Raw genomic sequence first — 20917 nt, forward strand, 5'->3', positions numbered from 1 at the left:
CTTGCATCCCGAAACGCGCGATGTGCGCCCACGGTCGCTGCTGCTCTTCGGCGCCGGCCTGCTCGTCTTCCTGACGCTGGCCGCGATAGCGCTGAAGCTGATTTTCAATACGACGCCATACTGGCCGCTGACGGATGCCGGGGCGGACAACAGTGAAACAAATCCAATGTTGCAACGGGAGCCGGCAACCGACCTTGCTGCATTCCGCAAGCAGGAAGACGCGGAACTCGAAAAGCTCGATTGGGTCGACCGCAATGCCGGCCTCGCACGCATCCCGATCCAAGACGCGATGAAACTGATCACCGTTCAAGGACTGCCGGACTGGGCGAATCAAGTCGTTTCGACAGGTCAGGATTGTGCTTTGCTCAAGCAGCAGGTCCCCCGGAAGCCCCAAGCCCACAAATGCAACACGGCTGCTGATCCGGCACTCCCCAATGGCGCGGCGAAGCCGCACGACCTTGTCGCGCCGGCCCCTGCGGTGCGGCCATGATACGCTCGCTCCTGGTCTTGGCTGTGCTGCTCGCTTCAAACGCGGCCGGAGCGGTAGAGCGCCCATCCTTCGATCCGCATATCGGCGCGCAGCTCGGTCTCGACAAGGTCTTTCGCGATGCGTCGGGCCAAGAGGGCCAACTGTCCGAAATTCTCGGCGGCCGACCGGCGCTTGTCATCTTCGGTTACGACAAATGCCCCAATCTGTGCGGCGTCACCCAGCAGGCGGTTGCCTCGGACCTGAACAAGACGGGCCTCGATCCCCAGACCTACCGGGCGCTTTTCGTCTCGATAGATCCGTCCGAAACCACTCAGGACGCGATCACGGCACGGGCCGAAGTCGCGCCGTCTGCTGGCGAGGAGGGGCTGGCGGCGTGGCGGTTCCTGACCAGCGGCGACGATTCCGGCGCCGCGCTCGCCGCCGAAGCGGGCATCACTTTCGACCGGCGCGATCGGATCGCCCAATATGTCCATCCAATCGCCGTCATCGCGCTGACGCCGCAGGGACGGATCGCGCAGGTGCTGCCGGCCCTGACCTTCGAGCCGCGCGATCTCAGGCTGGCCCTGGTCGAGGCTTCGGCCGGCAGGTTGGGCACTATCGCCGACCATGTCTTCCTGCTCTGCTCCGGGTTCGACACGTCGAAGGGCCAGTACAGTTCGGTGATCCAGGCCATTGTGAAGGTAGCGGGCGTGGCGACCATGCTGGCGCTCGGCGCCGCCGTGTTCATGCTAACGCGTCGGAGGCAAATTTGAGCTTCGGCATCCCGTTCACGCCACCGGAAGCCTCGTCGATCGCCGGCGGCGTCGATACGCTGTTCTACACGCTGCTGGCCTTCACCGCGCTGCTCGGCGTGTTCCTGACCAGCCTCGTCGTCTTCTATGCCATCAAGTACCGGGCAGGTTCCAGCGCCGACCGCACAGGGCAGCGGGCGCGCAGCCTGCCGCTCGAGGTGACGTGGACCGTTGCCAGCCTGCTGATCGCCTTTGTCATCTTCGGTTGGGGCGCCGTGCTGTTCCTGCGTCGCGAGCATCCGCCTATCGACGCGCTCGAAATCGCCGGCTTGGGCAAGCAATGGATGTGGGAGTTCCGCCATCCCGGCGGCCAGCGTGAAATCAACGAGCTGCATGTGCCGGTCGGCAAGGCGGTCATCGTCTCGCTGGCGTCGCAGGACGTTATCCATTCGTTCTTCGTTCCGGCATTCCGGGTCAAGCAGGATGCCGTTCCGGGGCGCACCACGCATGTCTGGTTCATCGCCGACGAACCAGGACGTTATCATCTGTTCTGCGCGCAATATTGCGGCACCCAGCATTCGGAGATGGGCGGCTGGGTGACGGCGATGCCGCCCGAAGCCTACGCCGCGTGGCTTGGTGACCAGGGAAGCGGCGATACGCTTGCCGCCGCCGGTGAAAAGCTGTTTCGCGCACTGGGCTGCTCGGGCTGTCACGAACAGTCGAGCAAGGTGAGGGCACCCAATCTGGCCGGCATCTTTGGGCGGCCGGTGGCATTGGACAATCAGCAGACGGTCATCGCAGACGACCGCTACCTCCGCGATTCCATTCTCAATCCGAAAAAGGAAATCGCCGCCGGCTATGATCCAGTGATGCCGAGTTTCGACGGCGTGGTCGATGAGGGGGAGATGCAGATGCTGCTCGCCTATCTCAAATCCCTGTCGCCGCGCGCCGCGACCAAGAGCGAGGCAGTTCAATGAGCACCGGGGCATCGAGGCCGTCGAGCTATTTGGGGGAGGGTGCCGGTCCTGCTGCGTGGCTGCTGACAACCGACCACAAGCGCGTCGCCTGGCTCTATCTCATCTCACTCACCGCCTTCTTCTTCCTCGGTGGCGCCTTTGCCGTTCTCATACGCATAGAGCTTGCGACACCTGCCGGCGACCTCGTCTCGGATGACACCTACAACCGGCTGTTTTCCCTGCACGGCATCATCATGGTCTGGTTCTTCTTGGTGCCATCCATCCCCGCCACGCTCGGCAATTTCCTTCTGCCGCTGATGATCGGCGCGCGAGACCTAGCCTTCCCAAGACTTAACCTGGCGAGCTGGTATGTCTTCATGCTCGGCAGCTTGTTCGCCCTGGCTTCGGTGGTCTTCGGCGGCGTCGACACCGGCTGGACCTTCTACACCCCGCTCTCCACCCTCTACGCCAACGGCTTCGTCTCGATGGCGGCCCTTGGCGTCTTCATAGTCGGGTTTTCGACGATCATGACGGGCATCAATTTCATCGTCACCATTCACACGCTGCGGGCGCCGGGCCTGACTTGGTTCAGGTTGCCGCTCTTCGTCTGGACGATGTATGCCACCGCCCTGGTCATGGTGCTGGCAACACCGGTGCTCGCCGCCTCGCTGGTCCTGATCGTGCTCGAACGGGTGTTCGGCATCGGAATCTTCAATCCGGCGCTTGGCGGCGACCCGCTGTTGTTTCAGCATCTGTTCTGGTTCTACTCGCACCCGGCCGTCTACATCATGATCCTGCCCGGCATGGGGGTGGTCTCGGAAGTGCTGCCGTGTTTCAGCCGGCGCCCACTGTTCGGCTACAAGGCTGTGGCGCTTTCGTCGATGGCGATCGCGGTGTTCGGCTTCCTGGTGTGGGGTCACCACATGTTCGTCTCCGGCCAGTCAGCCTATGCCGGCGTCCTGTTCTCGTTCCTGTCGTTCTGCGTTGCCATTCCCTCGGCGATCAAGGTCTTCAACTGGAGCTTGACGTTGCGCAAGGGCGAGATCTCCTTCGAGACGCCGATGCTCTACGCCCTATTCTTCCTGGCTTTGTTCACCTTCGGCGGACTGGCGGGCCTGTTCCTGGCGGCACTCGCCGTCGACGTTCATGTCCACGATACCTACTTCGTCGTCGCGCATTTCCACTACATCATGGTCGGCGGCATGGTGACGGCCTACATGGCGGGGCTGCATTTCTGGTGGCCGAAGATGACCGGACGTCGGTATTCTGAAACCTGGGGCCGGATCGCCGCGACGGTCACGTTCCTCGGCTTCAACCTGACCTTCTTTCCGCAGTTCGTGCTCGGCTTCCTGGGTATGCCGAGGCGCTATCACACCTATCCGCCCGAGTTTCAGTTCTGGCACATATTGTCGTCGGCCGGCGCCGTCGTGCTGGCCGTGGGCTATCTGATGCCGCTGTTCTATCTCGGCTGGTCGCTGTTTCGCGGGCCGCGCGCGCCCGCCAATCCTTGGGGCGCAACAGGACTGGAGTGGCAGACTGCTTCACCGCCGCCGCCCCAAAATTTCGATACCATGCCCAGGGTCAACCGACCTGCCTATGACTATGCCATGAAAGGGCTTCAGCACGAAAAATTCAGTCCGCACAAGGACGAAGGCTGATGACTGCCTCGAATGAAAGCGTCGCCTTCGACACGCCAGCCCATGAACAGGCTGCCGATGCATTTGCCATGTGGGTCTTCATCGGTTCGGAGGCGATGCTGTTCGGCGCGATCCTGTTGGTGTTCTTGATCGGGAGGATCAGCTACGGCCCAGCCTTCGCCGCCGCATCACAACGCCTGTCACTGCCCCTCGGCACGCTGAACACCGTCGTGCTGATCACGTCCAGTTTCGCCATGGCGCTCGCGCAGCTCTTCGCCAACAACCGCCGCTGGCGCGCATCGACCTGGTGGCTCGCCGCAACGGTGCTTCTGGGTTCGGTTTTCCTGAGCATTAAGGCGGCGGAATACACGATGGAGTTCCGCGAGGGGATCGCACCGGTGCTTGGCGCCCCGTTCACCTATGATGGACCCGATCCCACGCATGCCGAGTTCTTCTTCGGCCTCTATTTTGCGATGACGTCGCTGCATGCACTCCATCTCATTGGCGGCATCGTCGCCATCGCAGGCGTGTTGGTGATGTGGTCGCGCGCGACGCAGTCCAGTAGACTTCGCCGTGTGCGGGCGATCGGCCTTTACTGGCATTTCGTCGACATCGTTTGGGTCTTCCTGTTCCCAATTCTCTACCTGATCAACCGATGAGCAACATTCGTAAACTCACCATCGCCTATCTGGGGCTCCTAGTCCTGCTGAGTCTGACGGTCGCCTCGTCGTTCCTCGACCTTGGTGGTTTGAATTCCGCGCTCAACCTGGTGATCGCCGCCGCCAAGGCCGCGATCATCGCTATTCTCTTTATGCAATTGACTGGTGAGGGTATCTTGCCGCGTCTGGCGGTTGGGGCGACAGGCTTGTGGTTGGCCATTCTGTTCGGGCTGACGCTGATCGGACGGTGAGAACTACCTGTCCTTCTCTGGTGTGCTGATGTGGAGGATTGGAGAAACGAGCGTCGGGATGGCTGCCCCGTCTCACTCGGCCGCAATAACGCCTTTCGAGAACCCGGCACCAGCCGCTTCGCAAGCTCCATCACCCGGCTTCGTCGTCGACCAGCAAACCGAAATGCCGCCCGTATCGCTTCGATGGACGCGTGGTGAAAGGGGGCGCGTGCGGTTGTATTTGCCGTCCCAAGTGACGAACATGCAGATGTCTATTTCTTTGGCGCGGTCACTCCGACGTTCCACTGCCGGTAATGACGATGGTACAGCTCTATAGCGTCCTTCGCACGACCACGTTTTTTAAGCACCGCCTCTGTTTGCTGGAACCGACAGAAGGTTCAACGGTTGAGAACATCGTCTTTAAAATCTGCACGCGAGGAAGTGCCATGAGTATTATCCAGGCCGCGAAAAAGGCGACCGAGCAGGTTACGAACATTGCCTCTCCTGGCAAACTTGATCTGATCGACGTGGTTAAACCGCGCAAACCTATTGCCTTTGTCTTCAAGGACGACGGGTTGATCCCAAATCACCCGGCGTGGCCACTGGTCGTCTATCGCGGTGCGGTCAAGCTGCCCGAAAAATTCGACCCCGCAGCCGTCATGGAAGCACTGTTCGAAGACAATGGATGGGGAAGTACTTGGCGCAATGGCATCTACTGCTACGCCCACTATCACTCGCAGATCCACGAGGTCCTCGGCGTTGCACGTGGCACTGCGAAGGTCCGCTTCGGCGGCGAGGGAGGCAAGACCTTGATTTTGAAGGGCGGCTCCGTGGCGGTTCTACCGGCCGGCACCGGTCATCAGTGCATTGCGGCATCGGACGATTTTCTCGTCGTCGGTGCTTACCCGCAGTCCGGAACCTATGACGAATGCACGTCGAAGGAGCAGCACGACAGCGCGGTTCTGAAGATCGCCAAGGTAAAGCGACCTCGCAATGATCCAGTCTACGGCGCGAATGGCCCACTCCTTGCTAGTTGGGGGAACTAGGTCAGCGTCGGCTGCGAAGCAGGGTCTATGTTTCCGGTCCAGGTTCGTGCATGAGTACCTATTGGTGCGGCCTCGGAAATTAGGGCGTTTCACGTTTCGACGGAAGCGTAGCCGGCGTTTACGAAGTATTTCCTGCATTCGGCCGCTTCGATGGTTTCGACGAGGTGGCCGATGTGGCGCCATGTGTCCTCAACGGTGCGTTTCTGAAGGCCTGCTCGATCGGATTGAGGTCCGGAGAGTAGGGCGGCAGGTACCAGAGCCTGGCACCGGCAGCCTTGATCAGCTGCCTGATAGCCGCCGACTTATGGCTTCCCAGATTATCCATGACGACGATGTCGCCGGGCTTCAGCACGGTGATGAGCTGCTGCTCGACATAAGCGCGGAAGCATTGGCCATTGATCGGGCTGTCGAAGATGCAAGGCGCTGTGAGCCGATCCCAGCGCAGCGCGCCGAGGAAGGTCAGCGTGCGCCAGTGGCCGTGCGGAGCCAAGCCGCGCAGCCGCTTGCCCTTCGGCTCCCAACCTCGCAGCGGAGCCATGTTGGTCGTGATCCAGGTCTCATCGATGAAGACCAGGCATTGCGGATCGAGGCTGCTCTGCCAGGACCGCCATCGCTGACGCCTGCGGGCAATATCAGCGCGCGCCTGCTCAAGGGCGAACAGCGTTTTTTTTGAAGCTCAGGCCCTCGCGGCGCAGGAACAGCCACACCGTATTGTGCGAGACCTTGACCCCGCGCGCATCCAATTCGTCCTTCAGCCGATGCAGCGTCAGTTCAGAGGTCTGATTGATCCGCTCCCCGATGAAGGCCCGATGCGGCTCCAGAACGCGCTTGCGGTGTCCGCCCATCTTGCCCGGCGCCACCGGTCGCACGGTAACGCTGCGACCACTTCACTACAGAGGAAACTGCAACGCCAAAGCGCGAGGCAACCGCACGTCAGGTCTCCCCCTCACCAACTGCCGCTACTGCAGGCTCACGAAGATCATTTGACAGCGCTCGCGTTATCAGATGCTGGCCTCCAATCCAGCCAGCATCTTGAATCACAAACACCCTTCTTTGGGAATCCTACGATTCTCTCAAATCAAGAAACGCTCTAGATGAATCGCGCGGCAGCGACACGGCGTCGGGTAGGATGTCGCCGGCGCTGGTCGAGATTACGCATTGGCACTTGGTCTTGGCCGGGCTCGAAAACAACTTGCGCTGGCAAATGCTGATCGATGGTTGATGCCCTTCAGGACGCCGTGCGCCTAGGCATGCACCGCTCGAATCGTATGGCCGCAGTCTTTGGATGGGCGCTCTAATCGCCGCTTCCTGCCGGTCTAGGGGTTTCGGCAATACCATCGGCCTTGCAAACGGGGCATTGGAGCGTAGATTGCGTTACGCCGTGACTAGCCAATATCTGAATCATCGCCTCGAGTGCCCGCACTGCCTGACCATCCGGCTGAGAATCCCCGCTGATGCTCAGCCCGACACCTGGATAGTCTGCAGCGACTGCGGCGAACCCCTAGGTACTTGGGACGACCTGCAGACCGATTTTGAAAAGCAGGGTGGCAACGCGGGCGTATTCCGTCTCGATAAAGGTCGCATCAAGCGAATCGAGTGACAAGAGCCGTAGGCAGGATAGATCGTGCTTTAGGCGTGATTGGCAATCGAACCGACCACGCCAGCCAAGGGCGCCTCCAGCTTCCAAATGATCCCGTGCGGACCGTAATCGAGATTTCCTTGCCCGCCCACCGCAGTGGGTGCAACCCGTTTTAGGACCACGGTGCCAAAGCCGCCCTCTCCGAGGTTTTGGACACGCGGCCCGTCTATTTCAGACCAGGTGAGGTGAAAGAGCCGCGATGCTCCGGAACCGGTGATGGTCCATGTGACCGATATCTGCCCATCATCCCCTGAGAGGACGCCATATTTGGCCGAGTTGGTCGCAAGTTCGTGGAAGGCAATCCCAAGATACTGGACCGCGTTCGGACTAAGCACCAGCGATGGGCCTGACATATCGATAACATCACTCCGCGGGAATGGCTGGGCCTGGGCAGCCAATAGCTCTCCGATTGTTGCTCCCTTCCAGTCGGCCGACACCAGCAGGTCGTGGGATCGCGATAGCGCCATGATGCGTTCGCGCACCTGCGATTCAAACTGCTTCGGCGTCTCCGACCGCTTGTTGGTCTCCCTGATCATCGACAGGATCACAGAGTACTGGTTTTTGACCCGATGGTTGACCTCGCGCATTAGCATGTTGATACGCTGCTCGTTTTCCCTCGCCGACGTGATGTCCCGCGCAATCTTAGATGCGCCGACGATCTGTCCCGTTGCGTTACGCACAGGCGATATCGTCAGTGAAACTGGCACCAGGCTGCCATCCTTACGCTGCCGCATCGTTTCGAACGGTTCCACCCGCTCGCCGCGGCGAATGCGTTCGAGGATGCGCGGTTCCTCGTCCTGGTGGTTGTCCGGAATCAACATGGTCACCGACTGGCCGATCGCTTCGTCAGCGGCATAACCGAACAGCCGTTCGGCGCCATGGTTCCAGCTTTTGATGATGGTATTCAGATCCTTGCTGACGATTGCATCGAACGACGACTCTACAATCGCCGACAGGTGCTGCCTGACCTCCTCGGCACGTTGGCGGTCGGTCAGATCGAGCAGCATGTTTACGGCCCCAATCAGATTGCCATGCTCATCACGCAGCGGGGTGGGATAGGGCAGGAACGGAAAAAAGGATCCGTCAGGACGCTGCGCTGTGGCCTGCTGGTTGCGGACCGGCCGGTTTTCCTTGAGCGCGATGGCCATCGGACACTCGTCGTGCGGGAGTTGCTTGCCGTCGGCCGTGAACAGCTTGAACGTCACGCACCATTTGTCCTTGCCGATGCGGGGCTGCCGTCCTGCCAGGTCGGCAGCAGCGCGATTATAATACGTGATGGTTCCATCCTTGTCAGTCGTGTAGATGGCGACCGGAAGGCCGTCGAGGATCTGGTGATAGGTCCTGTCCTGCTGCTTGAGCTCGTTGCGGGTGCGTTCCAGATCGGTCACGTCGACTGTGAAGCATCTGGTGTTGATCAGCTTGCCGTCCCGGAAATGACCGCTTGAGGTGATTTCGACATGCTTGATCGAACCGTCGCGGGCCCGTAAACGCGCCGGATACCTCGCGATCTTCTCCCCACGGCTGAGCCGAGTTAGAATGTCGTCGATCATGTCCCGCTCGGGATAGAATTCGGCGATATGGCGGCCGACGTAGTCTTCTGTCGGATAACCGAGGAGATCGAGTTCAGCCTTGTTGGCGTGCAGAATGACACCATCTGCGCTCACCAGATGGAGGGCAACGGCACCGTTTTCGAAGAAATCGTGATAATCGAAATCGAGGCTATCCTCTGAGGACATTCCCGGATTGTTGAAGGCAACAACGTTCCCCTGTGGTAGTTCATTCATTCCGGAAATCCCGATACGCCATAACGTGCAATAACGCAGCACTTAGCCTATCGTTCCAAGCCCTCGCCGTTCACAACCTGCGCATTTGCGGCAGAGCACGCCGCCCGGCACCAGCGGCCCGAAACGATGCTGGACATCTCACTTCACCTGCTTAAAAGCTTGACGGAACTGGCAAAGTCATATCTGTCGACCGGCGTAAATGGCTGAACGAGCACTGCTCACCTGGAGCAAACCCGTCGCTGCACGAACACTGGCATCGACCGCACTCTAACCCTTGCCTGGCAAGATCGAACCGAGCACCTGATTGACTGTGCCCCGGATGACGCCGGCTTCATTCGGGTCGCCCTTCGCCAGCGTCGCCGTCAGGTTTTTGACTTGCGCAAATGTAAGATGCGGTGGCAGCGGCGGCACTTCGGCATCGGTCTTGACCTCCAGTACAACCGGGCTGTCCGACGCGAGTGCCTCGTCCCACGCAGCCGCAAGGTTTTCAGGGCGATCGACGAACAGCCCCTTGAGACCGATCAGTTCGGCGAACCGATGATAGGGCACGTCCGGAATATTCTGCGAGGCCTCGAATTTCGGATCGCCTTCCATCACGCGCTGTTCCCAGGTGACCTGATTGAGGTCCTTGTTGTTGTAGACGCAGATGACGAACTGGCCGTCTGCCCAACCCTTCCAGTATTTCGCTACGGTGATCAACTCCGCCATGTTGTTCATCTGCATCGCGCCATCGCCAACCAGTCCGACCACCGGCCGATCTGGATGGGCGAACTTCGCGGCGATCGCGTAGGGAACGGCTGCTCCCATCGAGGCAAGCCCGCCAGAAAGAGAGCCCATCATTCCAGGTCTCATCTTGATATCGCGCGCATACCAGTTGGCGCAGGACCCTGAGTCGCTGGTCAGGATGACGTCGTCTGGCAGCCTTGACGACAGTTCCCATGCGACCAGTTGAGGGTTCACGGGATCGGCCTTCGCGTGTGCCCGCTTGTCGAGGAGCTTCCACCACTCGATAACACCCTTCTCGACCTGTTTGCGCCATTTGCCCTTCTTCTGCTTCAAGAACGGCAGCAAGGCCTTGAGCGTCTCGGCGGCGTCGCCGACAAGGTTGATCTCCATGGGATAGCGTAGCGACATCATGCCGGGTTCGATATCGATCTGAACGCCTCGAGCCTGGCCTTCTTTCGGAAGGAATTCCGAATACGGAAATCCCGACCCGATCATCAGCAACGTGTCACACTCGCGCATAAGATCCCAGGACGGCTCGGTGCCGAGCAGTCCTATGGAGCCCGTGACCCAGGGAAGGGTATCCGCTAGCACAGCTTTGCCGAGAAGTGCCTTGGCGGCCCCGGCATCCAGGCGGTCGGCAACGGCAATGACTTGCGCCGTCGCGCCAAGAGCGCCAGCGCCAACGAGAATCGCGACACGTTTGCCGTTGTTAAGAACACTCGCCGCGGCCTCCAGATCGTTACGGTGGGGAACGATCAACGGCGGTGCGTAGCCGATGCCGGAATGCACCGTGCCGTGCGCGCGCGCAGGTTCTTCGTACGCCATCTCCTGCAGGTCGTTGGGCAGGATCAGCGCTGTCACCGTGCGGTTTGCCAGCGCGATCCGAATGGCGCGATCGATGAGATGGCGCACTTGCCCGGGGACGGCAGCCTGGTGAACGAAATCGCCGGCGACGTCCTTGAACAGGGACGCGAGGTCGACCTCTTGTTGGTAGTGCCCGCCGATGGCAGCGCGCGCCTGCTGGCCGACAATGGCAAGGACTGGTTGGTGATCAAGCCGCGCGTCATAGAGCCCGGTAACAAGATGCGTAGCGCCTGGACCTGAGGTCGCAATGCACACCCCCAGTTCGCCGGAAAACTTGGCGTAAGCGGACGCCATGAAAGCAGCCATTTCCTCATGCCGCGCTTGGATGAATTCGATTGCGCCGTCCGCCCGATTGAGCGCGCCGAACACGCCGTTGATGCCGTCACCCGGGTAGCCGAATAGCTTCCGTACGCCCCAGGCGTGAAGGCGTGAGACAAGAAAATCGCCAACGGTCCGAGACATGAGGAAGAACCTTGTAACTGCTGTTGTGAACGCAAAGGCCGGTACTCGCATAAAGCAGGTCTGCGAGTTGGAGCGATTGTCGCGCGTTAGGAATCCCGCTCAACGTTCGGCTCGTCAGGCACAGCGCCATCTGCGTCTTCGCCGTCAATCTCTGTCCCAGCTTGGTGCCAATGCTGTTCATGGGAGCCGTGGCGACGGCCTTCGCGTTCCCAGATTTCGTAAGCTCTGGTTCGAATGCGATCGGTTCGCGTGTCCGCTGGCGGGTCTCGGCCGAAAGCATCGCCCAGATCGCCGTCGAAGTCCTCAAGGACCTCGCCAGCTGCGTCCGGATTGCTTCTCGGGTCATCACTCGCTGGGAGATAGCCCCGGGGCCTTGTTTCCGGGGGGCCCTCCCAACGCGGAGACTGATCAGTTGTGCCCGGTGGGCCGTCTTTCGGTTTTTTGCTCATGAGTGTCTCTTTTTTCTACATCAGTGACCGAACTGCGACAGCGCGATGAAGTTCCATTTCGTCCATTCTTTCCGCGAAAAATGGCCGAAGGAAATGCTCAGAACAACTCAGGGGCGACTGGCATGCGGTAGCCTACGCTTTACTCCTGAACCGTCAGGTGCTGGATCGTGCAAGGCTCTGGCACGAACGGATGGCCGCCATCTTCGTCGCGGCTGCTAAATCCCGGCGCAACTGTGACACGATCCTAAGCACTCCAGCCCGATGTCAGAATGAGCGACGCTTCGAACATCTGTGCCCCGCCATCACCCCTGACCTTCACTGTAAGCTTGACCAGGTCGCGGTCAGGCATCTCATCGCGCGCGATGTCGTGCAGGATTCGCAGAGCCTCCGCTCGGGCGCGGTCGCGCGACTCGAGAAATTGACCGTCGTCGTCGAGAACCTGGCCGTCACTGTTGTAAACATCGAAAAAATATCGGTTCATTGAGAGGCAACTCCGAGAGATCGGATTCTAAATCTCCTCGATGAATCGTGGTTCCTTCACTGCTGGCGTTTCGGAAAATAATACATCAGATTGTGCCGGCGAATTCATTTGGAGTTGCCGGACTTGCAGCTCTTCCTGCGTGATGGGCGGTTCTCCTCATCTAAAAGACATGTGATGCTTGAATCTCTCTTTTTGCAGCTTGAACAGCACGATGTCGTCTCAGATGCCGAACGGGATTTGCTAAAGCAGGCGATATCAACCGGACGTGATTTCGCCATCGGCCAGGATCTCGTGTCTGCCGGATCCCGTCCGACCTACAGTACCCTGTTGGTCGAGGGACTGGCGGCGCGCTACAAAGTGCTGGAGGATGGCGGCCGACAATTCACGTCGCTTCAGGTGCCGGGCGATTTCGTCGACCTTCACGCTTTCCTGCTCAAAACCATGGACCATGGCATTATCGCCTTGTCGGCTTGCCGTGTGCTTTTCGCTGATCATAATCAACTGCGAAAGATCACGGAGACGGCGCCACATCTTACGCGCCTTCTCTGGTTGGACACACTGGTCGACGGGGCGATCCATCGGGAATGGATCGTTGCTATGGGACGCCGGTCGAGAATCTCCCATCTGGCCCATCTCATTTGCGAACTTTACGTCCGGTTGAAGGTGGTGAATCGCACAACTAGCCTGAGTTTTCGCCTGCCGATAACGCAAACGGAACTCGCCGACGTGTTGGGACTGTCGGTCGTTCATATGAATCGCATCGTGGGCGAACTTCGCAAGCTCGGCGCCATCACCTGGGCGGATCAGTCGTTGACGATTGTCGACTGGGAGCGCCTGCAGGAGATCGCGGAATTTGATCCGACCTACCTAAGTATGGTGCGAGATCCGCGCTAACCGGCGCCATCAACTCAGCGACGGAACCGTCGCACTTATTACACGTTGCAGCCCTGATACGCGCTGAACCGACCGTTGCCCGCGCGCCGTCGCTTCTGCGTGTCAACCGCCACTCGAACAGAAGAAGGATAACGCTATGGGATTTTTCTCCAAGGACATCAAAACTCTCAATGACCTGTTCGTGCACACATTGCAGGACATCTACTATGCCGAGCAGCAGATCGAAAAATCACTACCCAAGATGGTCAAAAAGGCGACCGACCCCGACCTGAAAGCTGGCTTCGAGGAGCACCTCGAACAAACGAGGGAGCATATCGTCCGGCTCGAACAGGTATTTGAAATTCATGGCGAAGCCGTGAAGGGCGTCGATTGCCCGGCCATCGACGGCATCCTTGAGGAAGCCGACGAAGTGAGCGGTGACGTCGATGACAAACAGGTGCTGGATGCCGCGTTGATTGCATCGGCGCAGGCGGTCGAACACTACGAGATGACCCGCTACGGAACGCTGATCGCCTGGGCCAAGGAATTGGGACATGAAGACTCTGCCAGCATCTTGGCGGAGACGCTTGAGGAAGAGCGGGCGACGGACCAGAAACTGACCGAAATGGCCGAAAGCGGCGTGAACCGCCAAGCAGCATAAAATCCTAGGCGCGGCGGCGGATCGCCGTTCCCTGCCGCCGCGTTTTTCAGGCAGGTCAATAGCTCCGGCCGGCAAGATTATCAGGATGGATCAGCGCTGATGTGCCGTGGCAGAGGTATGTGCTGCCGGGGGTTCGGCGACCCGGTACTGGTTGTCGCGATTTGCGGCAACCAACTCGTAGGTCCCGGTAAGTCCGTCGATCACAAGGTCGAGGAATGCGTTGCAGGCGGCAACCCAGTCCACACCGTCACGCACCGTGAGCGAGAAAGTCTTGCCCGGGCAATAGCTGGCAAACAAGACAACTGGGGAGCCGCCTCCGGTGTCCCCTACGCTCAGCTCAACCCATGCATTCGGCGATCCTGGCTGCTGGGGTGCAGCCCTGGCTGGAAGTCGCCGGCGGCTGCAACATTCTCCCAGGATCGATAGCCGCCGGTCGAATCCTCGGAGCCGGATCGCGGGCGATTTGCCCAACCTCTTTCGCGGCGCACGCCACCAGCCCGTCTGGGCAAGCACGGGATGGCCGAACGACTGCTTATTCACCAAGGCCGATATGGCGTCAGCCATAATTGTTCTGCGCGGAAGGTGTGCCCTCACATCGAACACCCCGCATTCGTAGTACCCATCGTCGCGCATCATCATGGAATTCCAGTCCACGGCGCCGAACAGTGACCAAGACGTGACGGCACGTACGTCAATGCCCGCAACCGCGCATTCGACTGCGGCGTCCCATCCCTCCATGAACCAGCGGAGCTGTTCTCACGGGTGCAGGCATTGTGCACTTCTCCGATTGCAACCGGCAGGGCGTAGCGGCCCCACACCTCGCGCAGGCGGGAGGCAAATCCGAGTTCGCACTCCGGCACGCCAGCGCGGATAGCCGCAATGTCGACATACGGCTCGATGCCGTTGCCACCGATAGGTTCTTGAGGGTGCCGTTCGAGGCGATGATCGAGGAACCTGTCGCTGGTGAGGTAGTAATCAACGCCGATCAGGTCCGGAGGGCAGGGCGCGGCCGCCAAGTCGGCCAGATGGTCGGGATCGACACCAGCGTTGAGGAGGCGTTCATGGAACGGATGACGCGGACCGACATGTCCACAAAGCAAATCCAGCGATAACCATCGCCGGCCATTCTCGTACTCAGCCTGGTATGCCAGCTTTGGCGTCGCAAAAATCTTTCCGAAATCCTCGGTCTGCAGAAGGCGGGCATCGGGGATGACCTTTCGGATAGCTGACATCGTCATGGCTATCGCACGGCACTGGGCAACAAGAAGCCGCAGGCAACTTGGCTCGTCAGCGCGGTGCGGATGCCAAAACCCATAAAGGCCGCTTAGACGGGCGGTTGCCATCGGTTCGTTGATCGGCGTGAAAGTCTTTACCCAGGGGTACCGAAGAGCAAGCCGCCCTCCAAACGCCGCGAGGCGTTCTGCAAAATCCGGCGCGAGAATGGACGTCCAGGATGGCCCGCTCCCGTGGTGGATAAGGGCTGCGATCGGAGTGATGCCGAGACGGCGCATCCTTTGATATCGCTCGTCGTGCCAGCTCCAGTCATCCCGCCCCTCCACGACCTCGACGTGTTTCCCACAACGCAGGATATCGAAGCGTTTTGATGCCAAGGGAAGCGACGAGGTCTAAATCCTCGATGCGGTTTGAATGACCGGTTTCGGCGAGCTGATCGCGGATCTCGCCACCGACACGAACCACGCTGCATTCAATACCGCCCCAAACTTCCACCATGACTATCCCGCCGCGCCCTTGGCAAGGGATACCTCCGGCGCGCCCGTCTTCTGAATGCGATTGAACGCGGCCAGCGCCTGACCAATCACCTGGTCCATATTGTAGTAGCGGTAGGTTGCCAGCCGACCGACGAAAATCGCATCGGTTTGCTGGGCAGCGAGTGCCTCATATCGCTTGTAAAGCACCTCGTTCTCTGCCCTGGGCACGGGATAGTAAGGATCACCGTCATCCGTTGGATATTCGTAAGTCAGGCTGGTTTGCGGATGTTGCTGTCCCGTCATATGCTTGTATTCCGTGATCCTGGTGAAGGCCTCGGTCTGCGGGTAGTTGACGACGGCGACCGGCTGAAACCGTGGCGTGTCGAGTGTGACGTGCTCAAACCGCAACGATCGGTACGGCAATTTCCCCAGCCTGAAGTCGAAGAATTCATCGATTGGACCGGTATAGATGAGGCGGCGATAGGGGATGACCTCTCGAACCTCGCGATAGTCCGTTTGCAGCATCACCTTGATATTGGGATGGGCCAGCATCCGTTGAAACATGCGTGTGTACCCGCCCGCCGGCATGCTCTGGAACGTGTCGGCGAAATACCTGTCATCACGATTGGTTCGTGTCGGCACTCGCGCGGTCACTGACTTGCTCAGTTGCGAGGGGTCGACGCCCCACTGTTTTCTCGTGTAGCCCTGGAAGAACTTCTCGTAGAGCTCCCGCCCCACCGTTCCCACGACCACGTCCTCGGCGCTGCGGATCTCTTCCACGCTCTCCCTGCGTTCGGCCAAAAACCGCTCCATCTGGTCGGAGGTCAGGTCGAGGCCATAGAGGCGATTGATCGTGTCCAGATTGATCGGGATTGGCAAAAGCTGACCGTCTACCTTGGCCAGTACACGGTGCTCATAGGGACGCCACGCCGTGAACTGGGACAGGTAGGCGACAATGGCCTCAGCATTGGTGTGGAAGATGTGCGGCCCATACCGATGCACAAGAATACCGGCTTCATCGTACCAATCGAAAGCGTTGCCGCCGATGTGACTGCGACGGTCGACGACCATCACTGTCTCTCCGCGCTGACTGGATAGGCGCTCTGCCAAAACGCTTCCGGCAAAGCCTGCGCCGACAACAAGCCAATCAAACATGGTCCACCAAGCTCCTGAATGCCTGATGACGCAAAACCTTCGCAGGCTTGAGCAAATCGTGCATTGTGCTCCAGGTCGTGTCCCAAGACATTCCTGAGAGGAACGCGTCGACCTTGGCCGTTTCACAGCCCTTGCGCAGAGCGGCATCGAGGGCGGCTGGCATCGAGCCTGCATCAGCAATGTCCACCAATCCGCGACGGCCGTAGGTTTCCACCACATCAACGATTGCAGTCGACACCACAGGCAGTCCGCCGGCTAAGAATTCAGGGGTCTTCGTCGGACTGATATAACGCGTCGCATCGTTCAAGGCGAAAGGCATCCACCCTACGTCCCAACCGGCCATGTATCCGGGCAACTCGGCATACCGCTTGGCGCCCAACCAATGAATGTTTGAGCCGGTGGGCAGCGTGGCCGGGTCGATCTTGACCACTGGACCGATTGTGACGAACTGGACGGTAGGCATCGCTGCAGCGGTTCGAGCCATGAGGTCAATATCGAACCGCTCGTCGATGACTCCGAAGAAGCCTACGCGGGGATGCGCAATGCTCTGCTGGTCTGCAGGGTCTGCCTGAGGCCGGCGCGCCTGATGGAAGTGCGCCGTGTCAATGCTGCTTGGAAACGCGTGGACGGAGGGATGCCGGCGGCGCTTGGACTCATAAAGGCTCATTCCACCGGTGAACACGACGTCGGCCTTGCCAAAGAGCTGCTCTTCCAGTCGCTCGAGTTCGGGAGGCGCGTTTTTGAAGGCAGAGAGTTCGTCCATGCAGTCATAGACGCAGACATCCTCCTGCAGCGCATCGGTGAACTTCAGGGCCATGGGGGTGTAGTACCAAGTCACCAACTGGTCGTGCTCGATGCCTGCGACGAGATTCTCAAGCAGAATGGCGATAGCTCTGTCGACCTCAATTCCGGACTGACACTGCGGCAGTATTGGCGTCACAACTTCCAGGCCTGGCGCAACCGCCTTGCGGCGCAGAAGAGGCATCTGAACAGCGTCGAAAAGGGGTTCCTCGAAGAACACAACGGCGTAGTCGGCTGCCGCGCGCGTCATCAAATGCTGCGGGCGTTGAAAAACAAAGTCCCACCGCAGGTGGGAAAAACATATCAGGAGTGGGTTGTCAAAAGGCACGAGCAAGGGGTTGGATACGGTCTGATCCATTGAAACAATCCGCATTAGGGTTGGCTTATGGTGGATCAAGCTCCGTTCGCAGATCGGGTTCCACGGCAACGCGGAATTTTGTCTTTCTTAGCCGAACATCAAAGGCGCCACGATTTCTCGTTATGGCTGGAACGGGCCTCGCCTCCGTAAGTTGTCGGCGGGGAGGCGCCAATGATCGTCGATGCACATCTTCATACGTCGGGCCGCGAGACAACAGCGGATGTACTGCAGTCACTTGACGATGCGGGCGTGGATATCGCGTTCCTGCTGGCGCCGTTCCTGACACCGCCCTATTCGCTTGATGACCGCGAGTCGCTACGCGCCGGAAACCGGTACCTTTCCGAGCTTGTCAAAGGCCACTCGGATCGGCTCATCGGGTTCGCGGTTGTCAATCCGCTCCATCCGCAATCGGCCGACGATCTTGAGGAGGCAGCTGCACTTCCCGGCATTCGCGCGCTGAAAATGGTTCCCACCGGCTGGTATCCGTATGATGAATGCGCTCATCGCGTATACGCGGTCGCCGCAAGGCTCGACCTCCCCATATTGTTTCATAGCGGAATATTCATTGACGGCCGATCTGGCCGGTTCTGCCGGCCATCCTTCTACGAGGCGGTTCGCGATCACCCCGGCCTTCGCGTAACTTTGGCTCACCTTGGCTGGCCATGGTGTGACGAAGCCAACGCAGTTGGCGTTATCGATCGGATCAATGGCGTCGAGCCAGCGGACAGCCAGTTTCGCTTCGACCTGTCCTTTGGACCGCCTCCGATCTACCGCGGCGAGGTCTTTCGCAAGGCGATCGACGTGATCGGCCCACGCTCACTGCAATTCGGCAGCGACCGTTTCTTGCCGTGCAGCGGTGCCCACATCCACGCGGCAATAGGCGAGGTCACGGCAATTCTAGATCAACTCGACGTCGCAGCCGATGACCGAATTGCGATCATGTCGGGGACGGCAATGGATTGGCTGAGGCTGCACCCGTCGCAAGGAGGAAACTGATGGCCCGGACCCCACGTGTCCTGCCAGGCGGCCAAACTGATGAGCGCGCGCACGTCCTTGAGGTCTTGGGCAACGCCATTGTGGGCGGCATGGAAAATTACGTTCGCAATCTAGCTGCGAACCTGCCCTCGAACGAGTTCAAAGTCTCGCTCCTGTGCCCGTATGAAAGCCAATACACCGCACTGCTCCGGTCTGAGGGCAGGGACGTCTACATTGCACCTCTGCGTGACGATCCACCTTGGAAGACAATCGAACTCATCTGCACGCTCGTTCGCGAAACCGGTATCGACCTGCTCCATGCTCACCTGATGAACGCGCATACCGTGGCTGCTATGGCCGGCCGACTGAGTGCGACGCCGACAGTTGCCACGCTGCATGGGATGAGCTTGCATCCGCAGGAAACCAGTGTGGCGCGCACAACCGGGAGCCATACCATTGTGGTGTGCCGCGAAGCATGGTCGCAAGCACTTGCGGTGGGATTGTCGCGCGAGAATGTAAGTCTCGTTCCTAACGGGGTCGATCTCGCAATGTATCATCCAATGTCGGCTGACCCCTTGGAATTCCGGCAAACGATCAACGTCGCCCCTGACGATATGTTGGTCGGGTTCGTTGGCAGGCTGGCCTGGGAAAAGGGCCCCGACAAATTCCTCAAAGCAGCCGAATTCATACTGCAAAGGCGGCCCGAGGTGCACTTCGCAGTGGTTGGCACGGGGTCGATGGAAAAGGATCTGACCGCCACAATTCGTCGTGCGGGACTCGAGTCGCGCATCCATATGGTCGGGCTCGCGCGCGAACCCCATCGGATCTATCCGGCCCTAGATTTGCTGTTGCACACGTCGCGCGCTGACGCGATGCCGCTTACCATTTTGGAGGCTATGGCATCTGGCGTGCCGGTCGTGGCTATCGGCGTCGGCGGCGTCCCGGAAATCGTCTCTGCGGGGGAGACCGGGATTCTTATAGGAACCACCGAATGGCCCGGCATCGTCTCGGAATATCCCGGCGACTGGGAAGGTGTTGCCTTGGCGGCAATCTCGCTGCTATCCAATCCCGCCAGGCTAAAGTCGATGGCTGGCGCGAGCGTGAGGCGGGCGCAATCCAGCTTCGATATCCGACAGTCGGCCACTATGACGAGCCATATTTTCCGTCAGTTGCTGGGACCTCGTACCGACAAGGCGCGCCTCCACTCCGTTCCCTGACCTCAGGATAGCACGAGCACAGCAGGATCAGAATTTGGTGGCCCTGATCCCGGTAATGACAGGGTAGAGCGGATCAACAACGTCAAGGCTTGCGCGGTCGATCTCCTCGAAAGAGAGGCCTTGCAGAAAGGCTGTGGCGGCAAGCACGTTGCCGAATTGCTGGACCTCCAATCCGGCCGCCCCGAACCTTTCCACGAACAGGCGTCGTGCGGCACTCTGTGTCATGGCCCAGAACCATTTTTCTGGCCCGTCCTGCGCGTCGATGGGAGTGATGCCTGGTACCGTCGCCAACACGACGCCACCTGGTGCCAAGGCGCGATGGATCGTAGCAATTGCACCACGTACGTCGTAGATCATGTGCAGCGTCTGGGTCACGATGATGCAGTCAAGGCGCCCGGCCTCCACTTCATTCTCGTTCTGGAGATCGATGCAAATCGTGGCCTGAGGATTGGCACTTTCGGGTGAGTCGATGATGTCGGAAGTGACGACTCGTGCCGAACCAAAACGGTGCGTATAGACATTGTCGCCGATCTCCGCGACGCGTCCTCGAATGTCCCCCGCATGACGCTGTAGGAAACTCTCGATGTAGTAACGGTCGAGTGGCGTGCCGCGATCGCCGCCAAATTTACGGCTTAGGGGCTCGACATCGCCGAGGTCTCCAAAGACCACCGTACCGGGCGCCGGGATAGTTCGCATGTGTGATTAAACCGCGGGGGCGTAGCGCATCAAGGATCGTACCGTGTCGCACCGTTCAGGCCACCCGACCTGGGGGCAGATCGCTGGCACAACGGTGAGGCATCTCTGCGGAAGCCTTCTGGATCAGCCATCGGCTTTCTTCCTCGCTGCCGTCGCATTTTGACCGCTGGGAGCTGTTGTCTTTACGTCCTTTGAGTGAGCTGCCAAAGCGGGACCAGCGCCGGTCGCTTTACGCATGTCGCCGCTGCGCTTTTCTGGCGGTTCTTTTTTGCCCAAGAGGCCGGAAAAATACTTCCCGAAAAACCCCATCATTTCCTC

Annotated in this window: 22 protein-coding genes and 1 pseudogene; 12 read left to right on the plus strand and 11 right to left on the minus strand. The window is 59.6% G+C overall.

Annotated features, from left to right (window positions below; genetic code table 11):
- Position 1 precedes the first annotated feature (1 nt).
- The 7 genes from MesoLj_RS22325 to MesoLj_RS22355 all read left to right on the plus strand — a co-directional run bounded on the left by MesoLj_RS22325 (position 2) and on the right by MesoLj_RS22355 (position 5749).
- Positions 2–490: a hypothetical protein gene (locus MesoLj_RS22325; RefSeq protein ID WP_202322528.1), complete on the plus strand. Its 489-nt coding sequence runs from the start codon at positions 2–4 to the stop codon at positions 488–490.
- Complete coding sequence (locus MesoLj_RS22330) at positions 487–1242, plus strand: SCO family protein (protein WP_202322530.1); 756 nt, start codon at positions 487–489, stop codon at positions 1240–1242. Before MesoLj_RS22325 ends, MesoLj_RS22330 begins: the two co-directional genes overlap by 4 nt.
- Positions 1239–2198 (plus strand): cytochrome c oxidase subunit II, encoded by a 960-nt coding sequence (gene coxB, locus MesoLj_RS22335; protein ID WP_202322539.1) that lies wholly within the window; start codon positions 1239–1241, stop codon positions 2196–2198. The genes MesoLj_RS22330 and coxB overlap by 4 nt, the downstream gene beginning before the upstream one ends.
- Positions 2195–3835 carry a cytochrome c oxidase subunit I gene (gene ctaD / locus MesoLj_RS22340; RefSeq protein WP_202322549.1) on the plus strand — a complete coding sequence of 547 codons (1641 nt, stop codon included), beginning with the start codon at positions 2195–2197 and terminating at the stop codon, positions 3833–3835. Before coxB ends, ctaD begins: the two co-directional genes overlap by 4 nt.
- Positions 3835–4473: a cytochrome c oxidase subunit 3 gene (locus MesoLj_RS22345; protein ID WP_202322551.1), complete on the plus strand. Its 639-nt coding sequence runs from the start codon at positions 3835–3837 to the stop codon at positions 4471–4473. Before ctaD ends, MesoLj_RS22345 begins: the two co-directional genes overlap by 1 nt.
- Positions 4470–4724 carry a cytochrome C oxidase subunit IV family protein gene (locus tag MesoLj_RS22350; RefSeq protein WP_202322553.1) on the plus strand — a complete coding sequence of 85 codons (255 nt, stop codon included), beginning with the start codon at positions 4470–4472 and terminating at the stop codon, positions 4722–4724. The genes MesoLj_RS22345 and MesoLj_RS22350 overlap by 4 nt, the downstream gene beginning before the upstream one ends.
- 425 nt (positions 4725–5149) lie before the next feature.
- Complete coding sequence (locus tag MesoLj_RS22355; RefSeq protein WP_202322555.1) at positions 5150–5749, plus strand: cupin; 600 nt, start codon at positions 5150–5152, stop codon at positions 5747–5749.
- Positions 5750–5838: 89 nt separating this feature from the next.
- Here the strand turns inward: MesoLj_RS22355 and MesoLj_RS22360 are convergent.
- Positions 5839–6751: pseudogene (locus MesoLj_RS22360) on the minus strand (IS630 family transposase).
- A gap of 367 nt (positions 6752–7118) precedes the next feature.
- On the opposite strand from MesoLj_RS22360, the gene MesoLj_RS22365 reads away from it, so the two are divergent.
- Positions 7119–7349, plus strand: a complete 231-nt coding sequence (locus tag MesoLj_RS22365) for a hypothetical protein (protein ID WP_244735136.1) — start codon at positions 7119–7121, stop codon at positions 7347–7349.
- 29 nt (positions 7350–7378) lie between these two features.
- Here MesoLj_RS22365 and MesoLj_RS22370 read toward each other — a convergent pair whose 3' ends face one another.
- From MesoLj_RS22370 to MesoLj_RS22385, 4 genes are all read right to left on the minus strand, one after another.
- A complete protein-coding gene (locus MesoLj_RS22370) occupies positions 7379–9172 on the minus strand; it encodes a PAS domain S-box protein (protein ID WP_202322556.1) in 1794 nt (597 codons plus the stop codon).
- A 267-nt stretch (positions 9173–9439) separates the two neighbouring features.
- Positions 9440–11224: a thiamine pyrophosphate-requiring protein gene (locus MesoLj_RS22375; protein WP_202327414.1), complete on the minus strand. Its 1785-nt coding sequence runs from the start codon at positions 11222–11224 to the stop codon at positions 9440–9442.
- 86 nt (positions 11225–11310) lie between these two features.
- The gene (locus tag MesoLj_RS36650) at positions 11311–11511 is read right to left on the minus strand and encodes a DUF2934 domain-containing protein (protein ID WP_202327415.1); all 201 of its coding nucleotides are present in this window, start codon (positions 11509–11511) and stop codon (positions 11311–11313) included.
- 406 nt (positions 11512–11917) lie between these two features.
- Complete coding sequence (locus MesoLj_RS22385) at positions 11918–12154, minus strand: DUF6894 family protein (RefSeq protein WP_057143665.1); 237 nt, start codon at positions 12152–12154, stop codon at positions 11918–11920.
- A gap of 174 nt (positions 12155–12328) precedes the next feature.
- On the opposite strand from MesoLj_RS22385, the gene MesoLj_RS22390 reads away from it, so the two are divergent.
- Positions 12329–13048 carry a Crp/Fnr family transcriptional regulator gene (locus MesoLj_RS22390; protein WP_202327416.1) on the plus strand — a complete coding sequence of 240 codons (720 nt, stop codon included), beginning with the start codon at positions 12329–12331 and terminating at the stop codon, positions 13046–13048.
- A gap of 136 nt (positions 13049–13184) precedes the next feature.
- Complete coding sequence (locus MesoLj_RS22395; RefSeq protein ID WP_202322557.1) at positions 13185–13688, plus strand: YciE/YciF ferroxidase family protein; 504 nt, start codon at positions 13185–13187, stop codon at positions 13686–13688.
- Positions 13689–13778: 90 nt separating this feature from the next.
- On the opposite strand, the gene MesoLj_RS22400 is transcribed toward MesoLj_RS22395, so the two are convergent.
- From MesoLj_RS22400 to MesoLj_RS22415, 4 genes are all read right to left on the minus strand, one after another.
- Positions 13779–14324, minus strand: coding sequence for a hypothetical protein (locus tag MesoLj_RS22400; RefSeq protein ID WP_202322558.1), 546 nt, complete (start codon positions 14322–14324; stop codon positions 13779–13781).
- Entirely contained in the window at positions 14324–15298 is a 975-nt protein-coding gene (locus MesoLj_RS22405; protein ID WP_202322560.1) for a hypothetical protein, read from the minus strand. Before MesoLj_RS22405 ends, MesoLj_RS22400 begins: the two co-directional genes overlap by 1 nt.
- Before the next feature lie 123 nt (positions 15299–15421).
- Positions 15422–16552: a UDP-galactopyranose mutase gene (gene glf / locus MesoLj_RS22410; RefSeq protein WP_202322563.1), complete on the minus strand. Its 1131-nt coding sequence runs from the start codon at positions 16550–16552 to the stop codon at positions 15422–15424.
- Positions 16545–17711, minus strand: a complete 1167-nt coding sequence (locus tag MesoLj_RS22415) for a glycosyltransferase family 1 protein (RefSeq protein WP_244735137.1) — start codon at positions 17709–17711, stop codon at positions 16545–16547. The genes glf and MesoLj_RS22415 overlap by 8 nt, the downstream gene beginning before the upstream one ends.
- A 171-nt stretch (positions 17712–17882) precedes the next feature.
- On the opposite strand from MesoLj_RS22415, the gene MesoLj_RS22420 reads away from it, so the two are divergent.
- Both MesoLj_RS22420 and MesoLj_RS22425 read left to right on the plus strand, forming a co-directional pair.
- On the plus strand, positions 17883–18707 hold the full coding sequence (locus MesoLj_RS22420; RefSeq protein ID WP_202322565.1) for an amidohydrolase family protein: 825 nt from the start codon (positions 17883–17885) through the stop codon (positions 18705–18707).
- Positions 18707–19903, plus strand: coding sequence for a glycosyltransferase family 4 protein (locus MesoLj_RS22425; protein ID WP_202322567.1), 1197 nt, complete (start codon positions 18707–18709; stop codon positions 19901–19903). The genes MesoLj_RS22420 and MesoLj_RS22425 overlap by 1 nt, the downstream gene beginning before the upstream one ends.
- 27 nt (positions 19904–19930) lie before the next feature.
- Here the strand turns inward: MesoLj_RS22425 and MesoLj_RS22430 are convergent, their stop codons facing one another.
- Both MesoLj_RS22430 and MesoLj_RS22435 read right to left on the minus strand, forming a co-directional pair.
- Positions 19931–20599: a methyltransferase domain-containing protein gene (locus MesoLj_RS22430; RefSeq protein ID WP_202322569.1), complete on the minus strand. Its 669-nt coding sequence runs from the start codon at positions 20597–20599 to the stop codon at positions 19931–19933.
- 123 nt (positions 20600–20722) lie between these two features.
- Positions 20723–20911, minus strand: coding sequence for a hypothetical protein (locus MesoLj_RS22435; protein ID WP_244735138.1), 189 nt, complete (start codon positions 20909–20911; stop codon positions 20723–20725).
- Positions 20912–20917: the final 6 nt, after the last annotated feature.

The sequence above is a fragment of the Mesorhizobium sp. 113-3-9 genome, from assembly GCF_016756515.1.
GTDB lineage: Bacteria > Pseudomonadota > Alphaproteobacteria > Rhizobiales > Rhizobiaceae > Mesorhizobium.